The organism is Zhihengliuella alba (assembly GCF_039538765.1).
In the GTDB taxonomy this organism is placed as follows: domain Bacteria; phylum Actinomycetota; class Actinomycetes; order Actinomycetales; family Micrococcaceae; genus Zhihengliuella; species Zhihengliuella alba.
The window spans coordinates 240292-260358 of record NZ_BAABCJ010000005.1 but is presented as its reverse complement, the minus strand read 5'-3'; the positions used below and the strand labels follow the sequence as shown (position 1 = coordinate 260358).

General features: G+C 70.3%; 13 protein-coding genes. 4 read left to right on the top strand and 9 right to left on the bottom strand.

Going from position 1 to position 20067, the window contains the following annotated elements; genetic code table 11:
• Nucleotides 1-2: 2 nt before the first annotated feature.
• Both ABD784_RS10750 and ABD784_RS10745 read right to left on the bottom strand, forming a co-directional pair.
• Complete coding sequence (locus tag ABD784_RS10750) at nucleotides 3-2042, bottom strand: CocE/NonD family hydrolase (protein WP_344884181.1); 2040 nt, start codon at nucleotides 2040-2042, stop codon at nucleotides 3-5.
• Complete coding sequence (locus ABD784_RS10745; RefSeq protein WP_344884178.1) at nucleotides 2039-3364, bottom strand: ATP-grasp domain-containing protein; 1326 nt, start codon at nucleotides 3362-3364, stop codon at nucleotides 2039-2041. The genes ABD784_RS10750 and ABD784_RS10745 overlap by 4 nt, the downstream gene beginning before the upstream one ends.
• Nucleotides 3365-3672: 308 nt before the next feature.
• Between ABD784_RS10745 and ABD784_RS10740 the strand changes: the two genes are divergently transcribed.
• The gene (locus ABD784_RS10740) at nucleotides 3673-4428 is read left to right on the top strand and encodes a VOC family protein (RefSeq protein WP_344884175.1); all 756 of its coding nucleotides are present in this window, start codon (nucleotides 3673-3675) and stop codon (nucleotides 4426-4428) included.
• 7 nt (nucleotides 4429-4435) lie between these two features.
• Here the strand turns inward: ABD784_RS10740 and ABD784_RS10735 are convergent, their stop codons facing one another.
• The 7 genes from ABD784_RS10735 to ABD784_RS10705 all read right to left on the bottom strand — a co-directional run bounded on the left by ABD784_RS10735 (nucleotide 4436) and on the right by ABD784_RS10705 (nucleotide 16939).
• The gene (locus ABD784_RS10735; protein ID WP_344884172.1) at nucleotides 4436-4837 is read right to left on the bottom strand and encodes a DUF779 domain-containing protein; all 402 of its coding nucleotides are present in this window, start codon (nucleotides 4835-4837) and stop codon (nucleotides 4436-4438) included.
• 117 nt (nucleotides 4838-4954) lie between these two features.
• Complete coding sequence (adhP, locus tag ABD784_RS10730) at nucleotides 4955-6031, bottom strand: alcohol dehydrogenase AdhP (RefSeq protein ID WP_344884169.1); 1077 nt, start codon at nucleotides 6029-6031, stop codon at nucleotides 4955-4957.
• Between the two features lie 130 nt (nucleotides 6032-6161).
• Entirely contained in the window at nucleotides 6162-7685 is a 1524-nt protein-coding gene (gene exaC / locus ABD784_RS10725) for an acetaldehyde dehydrogenase ExaC (protein ID WP_344884166.1), read from the bottom strand.
• A 103-nt stretch (nucleotides 7686-7788) separates the two neighbouring features.
• Entirely contained in the window at nucleotides 7789-9144 is a 1356-nt protein-coding gene (locus ABD784_RS10720; protein ID WP_344884164.1) for a GAF domain-containing protein, read from the bottom strand.
• A 70-nt stretch (nucleotides 9145-9214) separates the two neighbouring features.
• The gene (locus tag ABD784_RS10715; RefSeq protein ID WP_344884161.1) at nucleotides 9215-9529 is read right to left on the bottom strand and encodes a CHY zinc finger protein; all 315 of its coding nucleotides are present in this window, start codon (nucleotides 9527-9529) and stop codon (nucleotides 9215-9217) included.
• A 7-nt stretch (nucleotides 9530-9536) separates the two neighbouring features.
• Entirely contained in the window at nucleotides 9537-10910 is a 1374-nt protein-coding gene (locus ABD784_RS10710) for a copper amine oxidase (RefSeq protein ID WP_344884158.1), read from the bottom strand.
• A 158-nt stretch (nucleotides 10911-11068) separates the two neighbouring features.
• The gene (locus ABD784_RS10705; RefSeq protein WP_344884155.1) at nucleotides 11069-16939 is read right to left on the bottom strand and encodes a choice-of-anchor G family protein; all 5871 of its coding nucleotides are present in this window, start codon (nucleotides 16937-16939) and stop codon (nucleotides 11069-11071) included.
• Between the two features lie 611 nt (nucleotides 16940-17550).
• Here ABD784_RS10705 and ABD784_RS10700 point away from each other — a divergent pair.
• From ABD784_RS10700 to ABD784_RS10690, 3 genes are read left to right on the top strand one after another with little or no spacing between them, the layout of a single operon-like run.
• A complete protein-coding gene (locus ABD784_RS10700) occupies nucleotides 17551-18930 on the top strand; it encodes an FAD-dependent oxidoreductase (protein ID WP_344884152.1) in 1380 nt (459 codons plus the stop codon).
• Nucleotides 18931-18957: 27 nt separating this feature from the next.
• The gene (locus ABD784_RS10695) at nucleotides 18958-19431 is read left to right on the top strand and encodes a hypothetical protein (protein ID WP_344884149.1); all 474 of its coding nucleotides are present in this window, start codon (nucleotides 18958-18960) and stop codon (nucleotides 19429-19431) included.
• A 41-nt stretch (nucleotides 19432-19472) separates the two neighbouring features.
• Nucleotides 19473-19904, top strand: a complete 432-nt coding sequence (locus ABD784_RS10690) for a VOC family protein (RefSeq protein ID WP_344884146.1) — start codon at nucleotides 19473-19475, stop codon at nucleotides 19902-19904.
• Nucleotides 19905-20067: the final 163 nt, after the last annotated feature.

Below are 20067 nucleotides of genomic sequence, written 5' to 3'. Positions count from 1 at the left end.
GGTCAGACCAGGTCGCGCGGGATGCTGCGCTGCCAGTTCTCCGAGTAGACGCGGGGATCGCCGCGCGCCGGATCGAGCTCGTACGCGTCCAGTTGGGCGCTGATGAGGAACTCCTCCGGCGTGGACGTCAGCACGGTCCGGGTCACCACCTCCGTGCGCCAGCCGGGACGCTCGAAGCGGCGCACGGTCCGGGTCTCGCCGCGGACCGAGTTCACGTCATTCCAGCGGAAGCTGTACCACTCGCTGGTGGCGCGGCGGATCACGGTGCCCGTCTCGTCGATGCGGAACGCACCCTGGTCGTTGACGATCTCCATGGTGGAGACGTTGGTGGCCAGATCGCGGGAGACGGTCCAGCGGTGCTCGCCGGGCTCCAGGTGCGTGACCTCGAGCTCGGGCGCCGACTCCGGCTCGCCGAACGGCCGGAGCTCCGCGTCCCCGGGGCGGGCCGCGCGGATCGGCAGAGTCAGGGTGCTCGAGCCGGTGGCGAGCGTGACGGTCGCCGCCTCCGGCGACGGCCAGGCCAGGGGCCAGTAGGACGTGGAGACGGAGAGCCGGAGCCGGTGGCCGGCGGGGACGCGCTGGGCGATGCCGTTCAGGGGGATCCGCACCCGGTACTTCCGCCCGGGCTCCAGCGGCTGCGGCTCGGCGCTGCCGTCCCGGTGGGTCAGGTTCAGCAGCCCGTAGGTGATCCGGGTGGCCTCCCCGCTCGGGGCGACGTCGGAGAGTCGGACGGCGAGCATGGCAACCGGCTTGTCGGAGGACACCAGGAAGCTGCACTCGGGCAGGCCCAGGATCTCCGTGGGCTCGGCGAACGGGTCCGTCTCGTAGATCAGGGCGCCGCCGTCCTCCTCCCGCTGGTCGAAGGGGAGGTCCGGGGTGGCGGCGTAGGACGCCCATTTGCCGGCGAACATGCCCACGCTCAGGGGCGACTTCAGCTGCACCTCGTGGCCCGGCTCGTCCGTGGCGCTGCCCTGCTCCATGCCGTGGCGCCGCAGCACGTAGGTCCGCGGCTCGATCCCCGGCGCGGGCCAGCTCGGCTCGCCGACCCAGCGGCCGGGCCGGTCCTCGTAGGACGTCTCCGGCGGCACGCTGTCCTGCATCCAGGCGCGGAGCATCGGCTCCTCCCCCAGGCCGGTGTCCCGGCCCTTGAGCCAGTGGTCCCACCAGCGCACCACCTCCTGGAGGAAACCGATGGCGGGCCCGGGCACACCGGTGTGGGGGTACTTGTGCCCCCAGGGCCCGATCAGGCCCCGGCGCGGCACCTCCAGGTGCTCCAGGAGCCGGAAGATCGCGTTGGTGTAGCCGTCGGCCCACCCGCCCACGGCCATGACCGGGACCTGGATGCTGCTGTAGTCCTCGCAGACGGAGGCGGGCTTCCAGTAGTCGTCGCGGCGCTGGTGCTCCAGCCACGTCTCGAGCCAGAGCCCGCTGCCGCGCAACCGCTCCAACCACATGTCCCGCCACTGCTCCCCCACGATCTCCGGGTCCGGCGGCAGGCTGTTGAAGGCGAACATGACGGTGGCCTCGGACAGGTTGTCGCCGAGGAGGCAGCCGCCCATGTAGTGCATGTTGTCCACGTACAGGTCCTCCGTGGCGGAGGCGCTGATGATGGCCTTCAGCGCCGGGGGACGGCGCGCGGCGACCTGGAGCGAGTTGAAGCCGCCCCAGGAGATGCCCATCATGCCCACGGACCCGTCGCACCAGGGCTGCTCGGCCAGCCAGGCGATGACGTCCTCGGCGTCCTCGTGCTCCTGGGGCCGGTACTCGTCCACCAGGACGCCGTCCGAGTCGCCGCTGCCGCGCATGTCCACGCGGATGCTCGCGTACCCGTGCCCGGCGATGTAGGGGTGGTTCATGGCGTCGCGGCCGCGCGTGCTGTCCCGCTTCCGGTACGGGATGTACTCCAGCACCGCCGGGACGGGCTCCTGCTCGGCGTCCTCGGGCATCCACAGCCGGGCCGCCAGCCGGGCCCCGTCGCGCAGGGGGATGAAGACGTTCTCGACGGTACGCACGGGGTGGGGGAGCTCCTCGACGATCCTCACGCCGTCCCCCTCCCGCTCGCGTCCTGGCCGCCGGGCGGGACCGGCCGGAAGTCGAAGGGCAGCTCGGCCAGGATCGCCTCGTAGCGCTCCACCAGCTGCTCCCGGTTGTCCGCCCCGATGTACAGCTTCCCGACGATGTACCGGTAGCTGTCCTGCCCGGGGAGGTCGGCGAGCCGGTCGCCCTCCTTCACCTGGAGCGTGAGGGTGGTGCCCGGATACCGCTCCCTCAATCCGGCCCGGTACTGCTCATCGGGCACCCGGGCGACCACCGCGTCCTCGTCGTGGAAGACCATGCACTGCGCCGCGACGGCGAACGGTCCCTGCCGGTGCGGCATGCGCGGCTCCCGGCCGAGCGCGATGTCGATGGCGACCTCGTGATTGGACGCGCCGTCCACCAGCGCGAAGAGCTCGCTGTGGGACTGCGAGATGCGGGTGTTGACCTCGATCAGCCAGAGCTGGTCCTGCGCGGCGTCCCACATGAACTCGGCATTGAAGCAGCCGTTGTCGAAGCCGATGTGGCGCATGAACCGCTCGGTCAGCTCGATCATGCGCTCCTGCACCGCGGTGGGGACGCTGGCCGCCGGGTAGTCCAGCCGCTCGAAGCTGGTCCCGGCGGCGTCCTTGCGCATGTCGAACACGCCGTGCGCGTTGAAGGACCCGCGGAACATGGTTCCCTCGGGCGCGGCCTGCGTGCCCTGGACGAACTGCTCGGCCAGGCACGTGTTGCCGTCCACGGCGGCGACCTCCGGCGGCAGGTCCACGCGGGCGAGCACGTCGTTGAACGCGTCCCCGACGTGGTGGATCTCGTCGCGGATCTGCCGCACGGCGGCCTCGAAGTCCCCGGCGTCCGTGATCTTGAAGCCGAGGTTGGACGAGTGCGCCTTGACCGGCTTGACCCAGAACGGGAAGTCGAGCCCGATCGTGGCCAACGCGTCGTCGTCGAACGGGTCGAAGACGTCGAAGGCGGGGACGCACTCCGGCACCACGGCCCGTTGCTCCAGCCGGCTCCAGTACTTGTGCTCGCATTTGAGCAGGCTCGACAGGGTGGGCGCCGGGATGCCGAACTCGTGCGCGAGGAGCGGCGCCATGACGCTCACCGGGAAGTCCCAGTGCGCGACGACGGCGTCGACCGTGCCGTCGAAGTCCTCGAGCTCGCGTCGGGCCGCGGCCAGCAGCTCCTCGAAGTCGATCTCGGCGCTGTTGACCAGCCGCTCGTAGTCCAGCACGCCGTGGAAGGCGTACCCGTCGGCGCCGGGGAGCGCCTGGAGCTCCCGTCGCTGCACGTCCGTCAGCGCGGGGACGAAGATGTTCTTGACGTCCATCTGGAGTTCCTCCGGTCCCGGCCGGCGAGCGACCGATCGCTCGCCTCGGCCCATAGCTCCGTGTGAGGGGCCACTGCCCCTTCAGTCTGCCCCTTTCGGTCTGTCCCTCTGGGTGGCGTAGTGGGCCCCACGCTAGGCACCGCCCCGGATGCTCTCAACCCGTGCGCGGAAGTCCACACGAAGCTCTGAGATCGCGTGTCGGGCCCTCCCAGTCGAGGCCCGGGAGGTCTGGTCGGCGGAGGCGGGGCACGGCATCATGGGACCCACAGGCCCGCGAGGGCGCTCCCCGCGATGCAAGGACAGGCACCATGGCAGCCAACGGCACTCCGACGTGGGTGGATGTCTCCCTCCCGGACGTCGACGCCTCCAAGGACTTCTACTCATCCCTCTTCGGCTGGACCTTCGAGGACCAGGGCGAGGACTACGGGCACTACTACATGGTGCAGACGGCGGACGGGCACGTCCTCGGCGGCGCCATGGCCGCGGCGCCCGACGATCCGACGCCGCCCGCGTGGACCGTCTACCTGGCGACCGACGACCTCACGGGCACCCTGGAGCGGGCCAAGGAGGCCGGCGGCACGGTCCTCCTCGACGCCATGCCCACCGGCGAGCTCGGCACCATGGCCGTGGTCGCGGCGCCGTCCGGCGCCGTGTTCGGGCTGTGGGAGGCGAGGACGTTCGAGGGGTTCGACGCCGTCGACGCATCCGGCCACCCCGTCTGGTTCGAGACCATGTCCGGGGACTACGACGCCGACCTGAAGTTCTACACGAGGACGCTCGGCTGGGAGCCGGCCGCGATGGACGGCGTCCGCTACTCCACCAATCGGGCCGGCGACGCGGCGACGGCGGGGATCTGCGACGCGGACGAGTTCCTGCCTCCTGGCACGCCGTCGTACTGGCGCGTGTACTTCCGGGTGGACAACACGGACGACGCCGTGGCCCGGCTCCTCGAGCTCGGCGGCCGGGTGCTCGACGGCCCGCAGGACTCGCCGTTCGGGCGGCTCGCGACCGTCGCCGACCCGAACGGCGTGTCCTTCCAGGTGATCATGCCCCCGGAGGCATAGAGCCTCGTCAGCCCATGATCTCGCTGCGGATCAGGAACCGCTTGCCCTCCGGCGCCTCCACCGAGAAGCCGGAGCCGCGACCCGCCACGACATCCACCGTCAGGTGGGTGTGCTTCCAGTAGGCGAACTGCTCCACGGACATCCAGAAGTCCAGCTCGCCCAGCGGCCGGCCGGCCGCGTCGGTCAGGTCGAACGTCCCGAGCAGCACGTCCGCGTCGCCGGTCTTGAAGTCCCCCGCAGGGAAGCACATCGGCGACGACCCGTCGCAGCATCCGCCGGACTGGTGGAACATCAGGGGCCCGTGCCGTCCCCACAGCCGCCGCAGCAGCTCCACCGCTGCCGCGCTGAGGGCCACGCGGGAGACCTCCTCGCCCTCGATCCGCGGGCGCGCTTCGAGCTCATGCTCCATGGGTCGGTCCTCTCGGTCGGGGGGGGGGGGGGGCGGGCCGAGGCGTTCGCCGGCCCGCCCCGATGGGGCAGGATCCCGCGTCGATGGGGCCGGATCCCGCCGCCGGACGGCGGGTGACTAGGACGTGGCGACGGCCTGCGCGTCTCGGTGCGCGGACGCCGCGGAACCCGCGCCTGCGTACTCGATGACCGCGCGGCCCTCGATCTTGGCGTGGCGCATCTCGTCGAACACCGCGTTGACGTCCTCCAGGGGCCGCCGGTGGAACGTCGGATGGATCAGGCCCCGCGCGTAGAAGTCGAGCGCCTCGTCCATGTCCTGTCGCGTCCCGACGATCGAGCCGCGGATGGTCAGGCCCTTCAGCACGATGTCGAAGATCGGGGCCGGGAAGTCCCCGGGCGGCAGGCCGTTGAAGACAATCGTCCCGCCCCGCCGCGCCATGCCGATGGCCTGCCCGAAGGCGGCCGGATGGACGGCGGTCACCAGCACGCCGTGGACTCCTCCGGTGGCCTGCTGGATCGCCTCGGCCGGGTCCTCGGCGAACGCGTTGACCGTCACCTCGGCACCGTGCTGGCGGGCCAGCGCCAGCTTGTCGTCGGCCACGTCGATGGCGGCGACCCGGAGCCCCATGGCGACGGCGTACTGCACCGCGATGTGGCCCAGTCCGCCGATGCCGGAGATCGCCACCCACTGCCCGGGCCGGGCCTCGGTCATCTTCAGCCCCTTGTACACGGTCACGCCCGCACACAGCACCGGGGCGATCTCGTACGGGTCAGCGCCCTCCGGGATGCGGGCGGCGAATCGCTCCTCCACCAGCATGTACTCCCCGAAGGACCCGTCCACCGAGTAGCCGCCGTTCTGCTGTGCCTCGCAGAGCGTCTCCCAGCCGGTGCGGCAGTACTCGCAGGAGCCGCATGCGTTGGCCAGCCAGGCGTTACCGACCAGCTCCCCGACCGCGATCCCCTCGACGCCCGGGCCCACCGCCTCCACCGTTCCCACGCCCTCATGGCCGGGGATGAAGGGAGGCGTCGGCTTGACGGGCCAGTCGCCCTCGGCGGCGTGCAGGTCGGTGTGGCAGACGCCGGAGGCGATCAGCCGGACGAGCACCTGGCCCGGGCCGGGCGTGGGGATCTGCTGCTCGGTGATCCCGAGCGGCTCGCCGAACTGCTGGACTACTGCTGCTTTCATCGTGCTCATGGGTTCTCCTTCGAACTCTGTCTCGAATGGTGCCTCGAACGGTGTCTCGAACTCAGGGGCTCGCGGGTCGAGCCGGCGTGAAATGCGCGGTGCGGCCGGGGGCGTGGCTGGCGTTCCGGGTCTGCTCTGCCTAGAAGAAGCCGAGCTTGTTGTGGTTGTAGCTGACCAGGAGGTTCTTGGTCTGCTGGTAGTGCTCCAGCATCATCAGGTGCGTCTCGCGGCCGATGCCCGAGGACTTGTAGCCGCCGAACGCGGAGTGCGCCGGATAGGAGTGGTAGTTGTTCACCCAGACGCGTCCGGCCTGGATGTCGCGACCGGCCCGGTAGGCCACGGACCCGTCCCGGGACCACACGCCGGCGCCGAGCCCGTAGAGGGTGTCGTTCGCGATGGCGAGGGCGTCGTCGTAGTCCTTGAACCTGTCCACCGAGACCACGGGACCGAAGATCTCCTCCTGGAAGATCCGCATGGAGTTCTGTCCCTCGAAGATCGTCGGCTGGACGTAGAACCCCTCCGCGAGGTCCCCGCCGAGGTCGGCCCGGCCGCCGCCGGTGAGGACCTTGGCCCCCTCCTGCCGGCCGATGTCGATGTAGCTGAGGATCTTCTCCAGCTGGTCGTTGGAGGCCTGGGCGCCCATCATCGTGTCCGTGTCCAGCGGGTTGCCCTGGACGATCGCCTCGGTGCGCGGCACCACGTCGCCCAGGAACTTCTCGTAGATCGACTCCTGGACCAGGGCGCGCGACGGGCACGTGCAGACCTCGCCCTGGTTCAGCGCGAACAGCGTGAACCCCTCCTGCGCCTTGTCGTAGAACGCGTCGTCGGCAGCGGCGATGTCCTCGAAGAAGACGTTAGGGCTCTTGCCGCCGAGCTCCAGCGTCACGGGGATGAGGTTCTCCGACGCGTACTGCATGATCAGCCGGCCCGTGGTGGTCTCGCCGGTGAACGCGATCTTCCGGATGCGCTTGTTGGCCGCCAGCGGCTTGCCCGCCTCGAGGCCGAACCCGTTGACGATGTTGAGCACGCCGGCCGGCAGCAGGTCGCCGACCAGCTCGGCCAGGACCAGGATCGAGGTCGGCGTCTGCTCCGCGGGCTTCAGGACCACGGCGTTGCCCGCGGCGAGCGCCGGCGCCAGCTTCCAGACCGCCATCAGGATCGGGAAGTTCCAGGGGATGATCTGGCCGACCACGCCGAGCGGCTCGTGGAAGTGGTACGCCGTCGTGTCGTCGTCGAGCTGGGACAGGCGACCCTCCTGGGCGCGGATCGCACCGGCGTAGTACCGGAAGTGGTCCACGGCGAGGGGCAGGTCCGCGTTGAGCGTCTCGCGGACGGCCTTGCCGTTGTCCCAGGTCTCGGCGACGGCGAGCATCTCGAGGTTCTCCTCCATCCGGTCCGCGATGCGGTGGAGGATCAGGGCACGCTCGGCCGCGCTCGTCTTCCCCCACGCCGGTGCGGCCGCGTGGGCGGCGTCGAGGGCGGCCTCGATGTCCTCGGCCGTGCCGCGGCCGACCTCGCAGAAGCCCTGCCCGGTCACGGGCGTGACGTTCTCGAAGTACTCGCCCTTGATGGGGGCCCTCCACTCGCCGCCGATGTAGTGGTCGTACCGCGGCTTGAAGGTGACGAGCGATCCCTCGGTGCCGGGATTGGCGTAGACGGTCATGACAACTCCTTCGTCGTGTGGTGTGCCGTGGATCACGGTCACTTGACGACGAAGCTACGCCCGGGCAGGTTGCACCAACGTTGCAACGGCGGGACGGTGCGGGTCAGGCCCCGTGGGCGGCGTCCAAGCGCTCCAACCGGGAGACGACGACGGCGCGGCGCGGCGATCTGGGCGGCAGGATGCGCAGCGCGGTCCGCAGCGCCTCGACGTCGTCCGACGCCTCCGGCAGCTCCAGGTACTGCATCAGCACGTCCGGCCCGGCGTCGGAGAGCATGGCCTCGCGCAGCGCGCCGGAGAGCTCGGCCCGGAGTGCGACGACGCCGGGCGCCGTGGACCGCGGGAGGACCTCACCCGCGTAGGACTCCAGGGCGCGCCGGTAGTGCCCGCGGCCGACGAACTCCAGCACGCGCCGCGCATCGCAGTCCGGCGCCGGCTCGAAGCGGTACGGCCGGGAGGCGAGCCCGACGGCGGTTCCGCTGGCATCCTCCGCCAGGCCCGCGCGGAGGGCCTGGCGCAGCCGGACGAGTTCGGCCCGGAGCGTGACGGTCCGCGCGTCATCCCCGAAGAGCTCGACGGCGAGCCGGTCCGCCGTCAGTCCCGCCTCCCCATGCCAGGCCAGCAGCGCGAGGATCTCGCCGTGGCGGCCGCCGAACCGGACCGTACCGGCAGGGCAGTCGAGCACCACGTCGTCTGATCCCAGCAGGCGCAGGAACGGCCGGCCGGCCGGCTGTGCGCTGCCGCCGCCCCTCACCGCCACCGGGCGGCGGGCGCGCACCGGGCCGCGCCCGCGGATCGTCCCGGTCGAAGCGGCCAGCTGGAGGCCCTGCAGGCGCAGCTCGGCCTCCGCTGCGGCCACAGCCGCCCGCACCAGGCCCATCGAATGGGCCGCCACCGCCTCCGGGCCGCCGGTGAGGTCGACGACCCCGAGGAGCCGCCCGTCCGGTGCGTGGATCGGCGACGCGGTGCAGCTGAAGCGGTGGGCGATCTCGCTGAAGTGCTCGGCGCCGCTGACCTGGACGCCCTGGCCGGTCGCGAGCGCCGTCCCCGGGGCGGATGTGCCGACGGAGCGCTCGGACCAGTCCGCGCCGGGGACGAACGCCATGCCCTCGGCGCGGCGGACGGCGCCGCCGTCCCCCTCGATCCAGAGAAGTCGGCCGTCCGCGTCTCCCACGGCGACGAGCAGGCCGGTATCGCGGGCGGGCTCCACCAGCAGGCGGGTGATGACGGGCAGGACGGTGGCGAGCGGGTGGTCCCGGCGGTACGCGGAGAGGTCCGCGGACTGGAGCGCGACCGACGGTTCGATGCGGCCCGGGGCCAGGAAGCCCAGTGAGCGGCGCCAGGACTCGCCCACCACCGGCCGGAGCAGCTCGAAGGCCTGGCCCGCCGCGGAGCCGAGGGCCCCGTGCGCAGCCAGGGCGGAGCGCTGGAGGGCCGGCTGGGCCGGAGTCCTGGCGGGCATGGCGCACCCCCTCGAATTATGACGGGCATCACATTGCGGTGCTGGCAGTCTAGCCCAGCCGGATCGGGGCTCAGTCCGCGAAGTAGAGCGAGGAGTGGAGCCGGCACCCGGGATTGAAGTGAGCGCCGCAGCACGGGCAGGCGTCGGTCGCCAGGTAGGCGGAGATGCTGAGCTCGGCCCGGCAGACGCCGCAGAGGATCGCCTCGGCCTCCCGCTGGTCCGGCGGCCAGGGGGCGGCCGCATGGTCGGCGTGCTCCTCGTGGCAGAGGTGGCAGGGGTAGTAGGCACGGCAGCAGTAGAACTTGATCGCGACGACATCGAGCGCCGAACGGTAGTGGACGCACCGCGTCTGGCCGTCCACCGCACTGCCGAGAACCGTTGGCATTCGCCGGCTATCCTCCGAACTGGCCGGCGTCGCGCTCGATGAGGTCGTCCACGTCCTCGCCCTGCCACGTCTCCGGCTGCCCGTTCAGCCCCTCGCGCCCGTCCGGGACGCCCGGCCGCTGGGCGAACAGGTCCCGCGGAGAGAGGGAGAAGCCCTGCCAGTGCATCTCCATCGGGGACTGATCCTCGTCCCGGGGGACGTGGTGGAAGCCGACGGCGACCCAGGACACCACGTCCTCGAGCGGCTCCTCCTTGCCGTTCGCGATGAAGTCCAGCACGCCGCGGCCGCAGTCCGCCGGATTGTAGGTCGCGTACAGCTCGCAGTCCTTGGCGTTGGTGAACGCCACGTCGTAGCCCGAGTCGGCTCCATGGTGGTGCTCGTCGCGCAACGCGGTGAAGGAGTCTGTCTTCTCCAGGCCAATCTCGTAGGAAATCGGATGGCCGTCCGCGTTGAGCGTCTCCGGCGAGAGGACCCGCCACCAGCGGCGATCCTCCTTCCTCGCCACGGCTGGATGCTCGATCGGCATCAGCGAGCCCTCGACGATCCGGGACTCGTCGCCCTCGTCACCGGTGTCGACGGCGTCGTACTGCTCCACGGCCTGCGCGCCGTCGCCGAGTCCCCAGTCGACCCGCCACACGGCGTTGTGCGAGTGGCTGGCCGCATAGTCCGCCTCGCCCTCGCCGACGGGCCAGCCGTGCTCCTCGTCGGCGTAGTCCACCGGGGAGAGGTCGCCGGTGGCGCCGAGCTGCGGACGGATGGCACCGGAGGATGTGAAGGTGTACTGGCTGATGTACTCGTACCAGCCCACCTTCGAGATGGCGTACACGTTCCACTCGCTCGTCTGGGCGGTGGTGAGCGTTCCGTTCTCGAACGAGCGGTACCCGAGGCGCGCCTCCACGCTGGTGGAGCAGAGGACCTCGCGCTCCGGCGAGGGCCCGTACTCGCCCTCGCCGATGTTGGGGATCTCGGTGGCGTGCCGCTCGCCGGAGCATTCCTGCTCGGTGAGCGTCTTCATCCGGGTGCCGCCGAAGCCGGCATCCGTGATGTCACTCGTGAGCCGCTCGCCGCTGTCGTACGGGACCTCCAGCTGGGCCAGGGCGATCGAGTCGATGATCCGGTGCTCGCCCTGGTCGGGCGAGGAATAGACGACGTCGGTCAGGACGAGTCCCCGGTCGGCCCCGACGCTCCAGCACATCGTCCAGGCGGCCCCGTTCTCGAACTCGTGGATCAGGGACTCCCCCGTGGCGCACTCCGGAGCCGTTGCAGCCGCCTCGCCCTGGTCCGTCCCGGTCTCGGCCGGCGCGTTCCCACCGCAGCCCACCACCATCGAAAGAAGCGCGGCCGACGCTGCGCCGACCAGGATCCGCTGCTGTGCTCTCATCGGTTCCACCTTATCCGGGGGCCGTCGCGTGCCCGTTCTTCTACTCTCGCGGGGCGCCCTCCCCCAGCGCTCGCGCACGAGGGCCGCCCTCCCCGTGTGGGGAGGACGGCCCTCGCTCCGAACCGCTCAGCTAGAGCGGAGCGTCATCCTTCGCAGGATTACGCCTCGCCGATGCCGTTCTTGCGGCGGCTGTGGCGAACCAGGAGCGCGCCACCTGCCAGCAGCATCAGTGCCAGGATCGACAGGGCAACCGACGTGGCGCCGGTGTTGGCGAGACCGCCACCGTTGCCGCCGTTGCCATCGTTCCCGCCGTTGCCGCCACCGTTGGTGCCGTCACCGTTGTCTCCACCGTTGTCTCCACCGTTGTCGCCACCACCGTTGTCGCCGCCACCGTTGTTGCCGCCACCCGTTCCATCGCCTGCGGCGATGGTCAGGTCGGCCTCATCGGTGTTGCCCTCGTCGTCGGTCGCGGTCGCGGTGTAGTCACCGGGGCCGGCCTCCGCCGGGAGCTCGACGTCGATGCTGAACGTGCAGTCGTCGCCGACGGTCGCCACCGGTGCGCCCGAGGCGAAGATCGATGCCCCGTCCGCGTCGGCGATGTCGACCTCGACCTCGGAGCCGGCAGTGAAGCCGACGCCCGAGACCGTCACGGTGCCGCCGACGGTCGCCGTGGACGGATCCACGGTGATCTCCGGCTCGACGCCGCAGGTGCCGGCGTTGGGGTCGAGGACCTCGTAGCCGGTCTCGCCCGTGTTGCCCGACTCGTCGGTGCCGATGATCGTGTAGTCACCGGGGACTGCGTCCTCGGGGATCGTGATCTCGGCGGCGATGGTGCCGTTGTCGTCAGCGGTGGTCTCCACCGTGGCGACCACGTTGCCGTCGCTGTCGACCAGCTCGACCGTGACCTTCTCGCCCGGCTCGAAGCCGGAGCCCGTCACCTCGGTCGTGTCGCCCGGCAGGCCGGAATCCGGATCGGCGGACAGTGCCACCTCTCCGTCCTCGAGCGCGAGGACCTCGAACGGCGTCTCCGCCATCCCCTCGGTCTCCACGTCCGTGCCGCGGATCGTGTAGTCCGCGCCCGCCGAGGCGTTGCCCGGAACCGTGAGATCCGTCAGGATCGCACCGTTCTCGTCGGCGGTGACCTCCTCGGTGGCGACGACGTTGCCGTCGGCATCCACCAGCTCGACCGTCACGTCGCCGTTCGGCGTGTAGCCCTCACCGGAGACGCTCGTCGTGTCACCCGGCTGCGCGGCAGCGGGATCAGCAGCGATCGTCAGGTCGGTGGCCGAGGCCTCCAGGACCTCGAACGGCGTCTCCGCCGTGCCCTCGGTCTCGACATCGGTGCCGCGGATCGTGTAGTCGGCACCCACGGCTGCACCCTCGGGGACCGTCAGGTCCGTCTGGATGTCGCCATTCTCGTCGGCCGTCACCTCAACCGTGGCGACGACGTTGCCGTCGGCATCCACCAGCTCGACCTTGGCGGCGCCTTCAGGCGTGAAGCCCTCACCGGTCACCGTCGTCGTGCTCCCTGCCGGCACTGCCGTCGGATCGGCGGCGATCGCGAGCACGCACTCCATCGCGGTGACATCCACCGTGACGGTTGCGCCCGTGGCGATGTCCGTGGCCGTCACCGTGTAACCGGCGTTGACCAGGGCGTCGTCCGGCAGTTCCACGCCGGCCGAGATGTTGCCCTCGGCGTCTGCCGTGGTCTCGACGGTCTTGACGACCTCACCAGCGGGGTTCTTGACCTCGAGGACCACCTCGCCGTCGGCGGTGTAGTTCGCCCCCTCGGCCGTGGGCTGCTCGTCCGGGGCGAGGCAGGAGGTGTCGATCACCAAGGTGATCTCGCCCGTACCCGCGCCCGCCTCGAGGACCTCGAACGGCACGTCGATGGAACCGTCCGTCGCGGGGTCGGTTGCCTCGATCGTGTAGTCGGGGCTGGCCACCGCGTCATCGGGGACGACGACGTCGACGGCGATCTCGCCGTTCTCGTCGACCGGAGCCTCGACCGTCGCCACGACGTTGCCGTCGGGATCCATCAGCTCCACCGTGGCCGTCTCGCCCGGGGTGAAGCCCGTGCCGGTCACGTTCGTGGTGTCGCCCGGCTCGCCCGAGGTCGGGTTCGCGCTGAGCGTCATGATCGTCGCTCCGGGCTCGAGGACCTCGAACGCCGTTTCCGCGGAGTTCGTGGTCTCGACGTCGGTACCGCGGATCACGTAGTCCGCACCCGCGGCAGTATCCGCCGGGACCATCAGATCCGTGGTGAATGCGCCGTTCTCATCGGCCGTGACCTCGAGGGACTCGACCACGTTGCCGTCGGCGTCGAGCAGCTCGACCGTGACGGCACCGCTCGGGGTGTACCCGGCGCCGGTGACGGCGGTCGAGTCCTCCGGGGCGGCTGCTACCGGGTCAGCGGAGATCGCCAGCTCGCCGGCGGCGAGCGGCAGGACCTCGAAGGAGGTCTCCGCCGTGCTGCCGGTGGCGCTGTCGGTACCGCGGATCAGGTAGTCCGCGCCTTCGGCGGCATCCGCCGGAACCGTGAGGTCCGTGGCGAGTGCACCGTTCTCATCGACCGTGGCCGGCACCGTGGCGAGCACGTCGCCGTCGGCGTTGACCAGTTCGACCGTCGCATCGCCGTTGGGGGTGTAGCCCTCACCGGTGATCGCCGTGACGTCGCCCGGGGCAGCCGCCGCGGGGTCCGCGGCGATCGTCGGATCGATCGCACCCGGCTCGAGGACCTCGAGGGGCGCGTTGCCCTCATTGCCCTGGCCGTCCACGGCCTCGACCGTGTAGTCGCCCGGGGCCGCGTCAGCGGGAACCGGGAGCTCGGCAGCGAAGTCACCGTTCTCATCGGTCGGGACCGTCACCGGATCGCCCACCGGGTTGCCCTCGGAGTCGACCAGCTGGACCTCGACCTCGTCGTTCGGAGCGAAGTCCGAACCGGTCACCTGGGTGGAGTCGCCCGGCTCGACAGCAGCCGGATCGACAGCAACCGTCGGGTCGCCCGCGGCGGCATCGTCGATCAGGCCAGCATCAATCGTGAGCATGACCGGGGCCGCCGACGTCAGGGTCACCACACCGGTGCGCCCGTTGTTCGGATCGGCGTCCGAGTCCGTAGCGTCCTCACCCGAGGCATCCTGCGGCGAGAAGGCCTTGCCCTCCGGCAGGTCGGCGAACTCGACGACGTAGTCGCCCAGCTCGAGACCCGAGAAGGTGTAGATGCCGCTCTCGTCCGTCGCCGTGGTCATCGGATTGCCATCGGCATCCACGAGCGGGTTGCCGTCGGCATCGAGCAGGTTGACCGTGACGCCGGCAACGCCGACCTCACCCTCGTCCTGCACGCCATCGGCATTCGTGTCGTCCCAGACGAAGTCACCGAGCTGACCCGGGCCAACGCCCGGCTCCAGCACGACGAGGGGCGCGTTGCCCTCGTTGCCCTGGCCGTCCACGGCCTCGACCGTGTAGTCGCCCGGAGCCGCGTCAGCGGGAACCGGGAGCTCGGCGGCGAAGTCACCGTTCTCATCGGTCGGGACCGTCACCGGATCGCCCACCGGGTTGCCCTCGGAGTCGACCAGCTGGACCTCGACCTCGTCGTTCGGAGCGAAGTCCGAACCGGTCACCTGGGTGGAGTCGCCCGGCTCGACAGCAGCCGGATCGACAGCAACCGTCGGCGTGGTCGCGCCTGCCTCGGTCACCGTCAGCGGCGCCGAAGCGTCGTTGCCGGTCGTGTCATCGGTGCCGACGACCGTGTAGTCGCCCGGAGCCGCATCAGCAGGAACCGGGACCTCGGTGCTGAAAGCACCCGTTCCATCCGTCGGGACCTGAATCGGATCGCCGACCGGGTCACCGGCCGGATCCGTCAGCTGCACCGTCGCCGTGGCATCCGGCGTGTAACCCGAGCCATCGGCCGTGGTCGGCGTGCCGGCCGGAACCGTCGCCGGATCCACCGTGATCGCCGGAGCGACCGTGCCCGCCTCGATCACCGTCAGCGCCGCCGAAGCGTCGTTGCCGGTCGTGTCATCGGTGCCGACGACCGTGTAGTCGCCCGGAGCCGCATCAGCGGGAACCGGGACCTCGGTGCTGAAAGCACCCGTTCCATCCGTCGGGACCTGGATCGGATCGCCGACCGGGTCACCGGCCGGATCCGTCAGCTGCACCGTCGCCGTGGCATCCGGCGTGTAGCCCGAGCCGCTGGCGGTCGTGGATTCACCCGCGGGAACCGTCGGCGGGTCCAGGCCGATGTTCAGTTCCTGAACGTCGGGCTGGGTCACCGTCAGCGGAGCCTCAGCGGGGGTGTCCGTGGCGACATCGGTCGCCTGGATGATGTAGTCGCCCGGGGCCGCGTCAGCGGGAACCGGGAGATCCGTGGTGAAGTCGCCGTTGCCGTCCGTGGGGACGGTGGTCGGCTCGCCGATCGGGTCACCGGCGGCATCGATCAGCTGCACGGTGGCCTCGTTGTCCGGGGTGAAGCCCGTACCGGAGACCGTCGTGGAGTCACCGGCCGGAACCGAGGCCGGGTCGACGGTGATCGACGGATCGATGGCTGCGAACTGGTCGCAGGCGTCGACGCGGGCGCCGGCTGTACCCAGGTTCAGGCGTGCTCCGCCGATGGCCGGTGCTGCGCCGATGCTCAGGGCCGAGACCTCGAGGCTACCGGTCGTCTCACCGCCCGCAGGGAGGGCGCAGGTCTCAGTGGTCTGGTGGTTGAGCTGCACGGACAGGACATTCGCTGCGATCTGCTCGAGGAACGGCTGGACCACGGCACGCGCCGGAGCGGTGATGGTGTCCGTCTTGATGAGCGTGAACAGGTCGTAGAGGATCTGGCCGTCGTTCGCCAGGAGGGTGTCCCGCACCGTGGTCGCCAGCGTGGTGACCAGCGGCTCGATGACCGTCTCGAGTCCGTCGAGGGTCGTGCACAGCACCGTGCCGCCAAGGCCCGATGCAGCGCAGTCGGTCGAGGAGTACGTGCCGTCCAGGCTCGCCGAGAAGGTCTTCGCGGCCGAGCTGCCGGCCGCCGAGGCCTCGGCGTCCAGGTGCACCGTCACGCTGCCCAGCGACGCGTTGAACGTGCGGAACGCGATGTGGATGACCTCTTCGATCACGTCGTGGATCGAGTCCGCGATCATGGGGTAGAGGTTCGAGTCGATCAGCTCGGTGTTCGGGTTCTGGCTGTTCAGGCCCTCGGCGTTGGTGCCGGCGCCCTCGTCGTTGCCCATGAACTTGGCCATGTCGATGTACATGGTCCCGGTGGCCAGATCGAGATCGATGATGCTGGTCTCGGTGGTGATCGGCTCCGCCAGCAGGGCTTCGCGGATCGCGCCGGAGACGTTCGACTCGATGCGCGGGGTAACCGACACGTTGGCCGGCAGCGCAGCGAGGATCGGGTCGAGCAGACCCGCCGATTCGACGATCCCGTTGATGGAGTCCTCGATGGCGCCGTCCACCTGCGCGGTCGTGTCGACCAGCTCAGCAGCGGCGTCGCCGACCTGCTGCGAGCGGAGCGCGAGGATCAGGTCGGCGACCTTGTACTGGCCCGGGCCGCCCACGGCGTCCGGATCCTGGAAGACGCCGTCCACGGCCTCGACCTCGGCGCCCAGGGCGCCGATCTCCAGGTAGGCCTCGTCCATGAGGGCCGCGACGTCGCCGAACCCGAGGGAGTTCGCCAGCTGGAGGACGTCCAGCCGGGCGTTGCCCATGGATGCGCCGTCGATGGTGTCCAGCGTGAGGGAGCCGTCAGCGCCGGCCACCGAGGTGATGGCCCGCGCGTCCTTGGGTGACGTCGCCTCCGACTGGGACTGCAGGACGCCGGCCTCGCCGAAGTCCAGGAAGTCAGTCAGCGGGATCTCGATGCCGCCGAGGGAGATGACCTCGCTGCCGAGTGCCCCGACATCGAGCGCTTGATTGTCCGGGCCGGGAGCGGACGGGAAGGTGGCCCTCGACTGTCCGCCGCCGACCAGAGCCTGCTCGAACAGGCTCGTATCGATGATGCTTGCGGCGGACTCCGCCGGCTCCTCGGGAGCCGTGTTCACATCCGCAGAGGCTGGAAGGCCGTATCCCGCTACCGCGAGCGTCGAAGCGACGCCGATAGCGAGTGACCTCCTTAACCCTTTCTTGAGCCCCGCACCCTTTCGGCGCGAGCGTGGTTGGTTCTCACTCACTAGTATTTCCCCTCTATCTAGGAATGCTGGAGTGGCTGAGCATGCCGACGGCAAACGCCACCCGCCCCCACTCAATACAGTGGATGCACAGATTTCAAGTGCTCACTCCAAATGACCTGAATATTCGCTCAGAAGAATTGAAGGTTCACGTGAAAGGCATCACCGAGTGGCATCTAGCGACACGAACGCCTCTGACTAGGATGAATGATCCGAACGCACATCGAACGACCGGATCGCCCAGCGCGGCGGCTGCGTCAATGCTTCGATATTTACGTGAAAACTAAAGTAAATGGACGTGATCCATAGCATGGTCGATCTCTGGCTTCAAGGGATCTCCGCGCACAGAAATTTAATCTGCGCGCCGCGCCCCAGTGAGTCACCGTTAAGAGGGAACTCATGGTCCGTTAAGAGTGCGACCGAATTAGCGCACCGCCGCCGATGCATTCTTTACTGGGCACGGTGGGCAATGCGATAGTGACGCCGTGGATGACACCGCGACACCGCAGCCGCCCGACTGCATCGTTGTGGGCGGCGGCCCCGCCGGGCTCATTGCCGCCCTGCTCCTGGCGCGCTCTGGAGTGCGCGTCACCGTGCTGGAGAAGCACGCCGACTTCCTCCGCGACTTCCGGGGCGACACCGTCCACCCGACCACCCTGACGCTGCTCGACGAACTGGGCCTCTTCCCCGAGTTCGCCGAGCTGCCGCAGAGCCGCATCGAGGAGGCCAGGCTCCCGGTGAGCGACGGCAGTACCGTCCGCCTCGCCGATCTCCGGCGGCTGCCCCTGCGCCACCCGTACATCGCGATCACGCCCCAGTGGGACCTCCTGAACCTGCTGGCCGCCGCCGGCGAGCGCGAGCCGAACTTCGAGCTGCGCATGAGGGCCGAGGTCACGGAGCTGATCTGGGAGGGCGGGCAGGTGGTGGGCGTCAGCTACCGCGACGGCGCCACGGGCCAGCAGCAGCGACTGCGCGCGCTGCTCACGGTCGCCGCCGACGGCCGCACGTCGCTCGCCCGGGGCGCGGCGCAGTTGCCGGTGCGCGAGTTCCCGGTGGGCATCGACGCCTGGTGGTTCAAGGTTCCGACGGACGAGACGGCGACGGAGCGGCTCGGCAGTCGGCTCATGCCGCGCAACGCCAACGGCGACTTCTTCGTGGTGATCCCCCGCCGCGGCTACGCCCAGGTCGCCCGCCTGATCCCCAAGGGCGCGGACGCCCGGCTCCGCGCGGAGGGCATCGACCGGGTGCGCGCGGCACTCGCAGCGGCCGTGCCCGAGCTGGCGGGCTGCGTGGACCAGCTGGAGCTCGACGACGTGAAGGTCCTCGACGTGCGGCTGAACCGCTTGGAGCGCTGGCACCGCCCCGGCCTGCTCTGCATCGGCGACGCCGCGCACGCGATGTCCCCGATCGGCGGCGTGGGCGTCAATCTCGCGATCCAGGACGGCGTGGCGGCGGCGCGCCTGCTCGCCCGTCCCCTGCTGCAGGGGCGCCTGGGCAACACGCACGTGGCGGCGGTGCAGCGGCGTCGCACGCCGCCGACCGTCTTCACCCAAGGTCTCCAGCGGGTGATGCACCGGGGATTCGACGCAGCGCTGGCCCGCGGTCGGGACTTCGCCCTGCCGACGGCGGCCGCACGGGTCCTGCGGGCGTTCCCCGCGCTGTCCCTGGTGCCCGCCTGGGCGATCGCCGTGGGACTCCGGCCCGAGCACGCCCCCGCCGTGACCCGACGCCGACCGCAGCAACGGCGCGGCCGCAGGGCACGGCACGCCACCGGACCGTCGGAGCCGTCCGCACCGTCGGGGGCGACAGGGCCGTCGGGGGCGGCAGGGCCGTCGGGGGCGACAGGAGCATCAGGGGGTTCCTAATCCGGGGATTCCTGCGATGATCTCCCCATGAGCGAGCAGCACCCACCTCAGGCCTCCGGCGACGGCCCCGACGAGCAGCACCGGCGCGGCGCCGGGATCGACGACGCCACCGTGGAGGCGCTCGGCAAGCTCTCCGAGGCACTGGAGGCCGTGGAGCACGCCCGCGGCCTCCTGTACGGGTTCCACCGGCTCACCGGGACCGCCGATCTGGCACTGGACGACGCCGTCCGCCTGTTCCGCGAGGCCGGCCACCCGGAGACCGCGGACCGCGTGGAGACGGAGGTCCTGGGCCGCAACGTCATCCGCGGCAGGTGGACCTTCCAGATCGTCGAGGACTACGACGACAACTACTACGCGGCCTTCAAGGCGGTGGAGCGGCAGGCGCGCGACGAGCTGGCCGAGGGCAAGCGGCACCTGTACGAGGCCGAGATGAAGGAGGCGCGCCGGACGCACGGACGCCCGCACCACGAGGCACTGCCGCCGGAGGACGAGTCCGGCTGAAGGTCTGGCGGCAGCACGTGACCGGTGCCATAGTAGGCCCCATGAGCCGCATGATCTTTGTCAATCTGCCGACTGCCGACCTCGCCCGCTCGGACCGTTTCTACGAGACGATCGGCCTCACCAAGAACAACGATTTCTCCGACGGCAACGCCAGCGGGTGGATCATCGACGAGAACATCTTCCTGATGGTCCTCAAGGAGAACTACTTCGCGACGTTCCTCCGCAACGGCGACAAGCCGGGCAGCGGGGAGGGGCAGAAGGAGGTCCTGACCGCGCTGTCGGCGGAGAGCCGTGAGGACGTCGACGAGACTGTCGCCCGCGCCGTGAACGGCGGCGGCTCGGTCTACCGGCCCGCTACGGAGGAGATCCCGGGCATGTACGGGGCGGCGTTCGCCGACCCCGACGGCCACGTCTGGGAGATCGCCTGGATGGACATGGCCGCGATGCAGGCGGGCCAGCCCGACGACCAGTGAGCAACGCAGGGCAGTGAGCAACGGACAGCCAACGGGCACCTGGGCACCAGCTCGGTCCCAGCATCCCCGCCTAGAGTCGTAGACACCTCATGAAGGTGCGAGTGATGAGTGAAGACCCCCGGCCATCGGCCGGGGGTCTTCGTCGTCCGCAGGACTCCTCAGG

Excerpts from the sequence above, each read along its gene's own strand:
- ABD784_RS10745 (WP_344884178.1), bottom strand. The coding sequence starts at position 3,364 with ATGGACGTCAAGAACATCTTCGTCCCCGCGCTGACGGACGTGCAGCGA.
- ABD784_RS10740 (WP_344884175.1), top strand. The coding sequence starts at position 3,673 with ATGGCAGCCAACGGCACTCCGACGTGGGTGGATGTCTCCCTCCCGGAC.
- ABD784_RS10735 (WP_344884172.1), bottom strand. The coding sequence starts at position 4,837 with ATGGAGCATGAGCTCGAAGCGCGCCCGCGGATCGAGGGCGAGGAGGTC.
- adhP (WP_344884169.1), bottom strand. The coding sequence starts at position 6,031 with ATGAGCACGATGAAAGCAGCAGTAGTCCAGCAGTTCGGCGAGCCGCTC.
- exaC (WP_344884166.1), bottom strand. The coding sequence starts at position 7,685 with ATGACCGTCTACGCCAATCCCGGCACCGAGGGATCGCTCGTCACCTTC.
- ABD784_RS10720 (WP_344884164.1), bottom strand. The coding sequence starts at position 9,144 with ATGCCCGCCAGGACTCCGGCCCAGCCGGCCCTCCAGCGCTCCGCCCTG.
- ABD784_RS10715 (WP_344884161.1), bottom strand. The coding sequence starts at position 9,529 with ATGCCAACGGTTCTCGGCAGTGCGGTGGACGGCCAGACGCGGTGCGTC.
- ABD784_RS10710 (WP_344884158.1), bottom strand. The coding sequence starts at position 10,910 with ATGAGAGCACAGCAGCGGATCCTGGTCGGCGCAGCGTCGGCCGCGCTT.
- ABD784_RS10695 (WP_344884149.1), top strand. The coding sequence starts at position 18,958 with ATGAGCGAGCAGCACCCACCTCAGGCCTCCGGCGACGGCCCCGACGAG.
- ABD784_RS10690 (WP_344884146.1), top strand. The coding sequence starts at position 19,473 with ATGAGCCGCATGATCTTTGTCAATCTGCCGACTGCCGACCTCGCCCGC.